At 39.4% G+C, this 213-nt stretch carries 1 protein-coding gene; it reads left to right on the top strand.

What is annotated here, in order from left to right; genetic code table 11:
* On the top strand, positions 1-213 hold a 213-nt coding region (locus P5674_RS26460), incomplete at both ends, for an HNH endonuclease signature motif containing protein (RefSeq protein WP_315670546.1).

Genomic DNA, 213 nt, shown 5'->3' on the forward strand with positions numbered 1-213 from the left:
GCAAAACTACTCAAAAAACCAAAAGGTAGATGTACCTGGTGCGGGCAATTCTTTACCCCATCAGATTTAATTGAAGTAGACCACATTGTACCTAGAAGCCAAGGCGGAAAGGATGAATACAAGAATCTTCAATTATTACATCGCCATTGTCACGATGATAAAACAGCTCTTGATGAAAGAGATGTTGCTGTACTCTTAACAAAGAGACGGTCA

Origin of the sequence: Limnospira sp. PMC 289.06, from assembly GCF_032350395.1 — a bacterium.
GTDB classification, from domain to species: domain Bacteria; phylum Cyanobacteriota; class Cyanobacteriia; order Cyanobacteriales; family Microcoleaceae; genus Limnospira; species Limnospira platensis.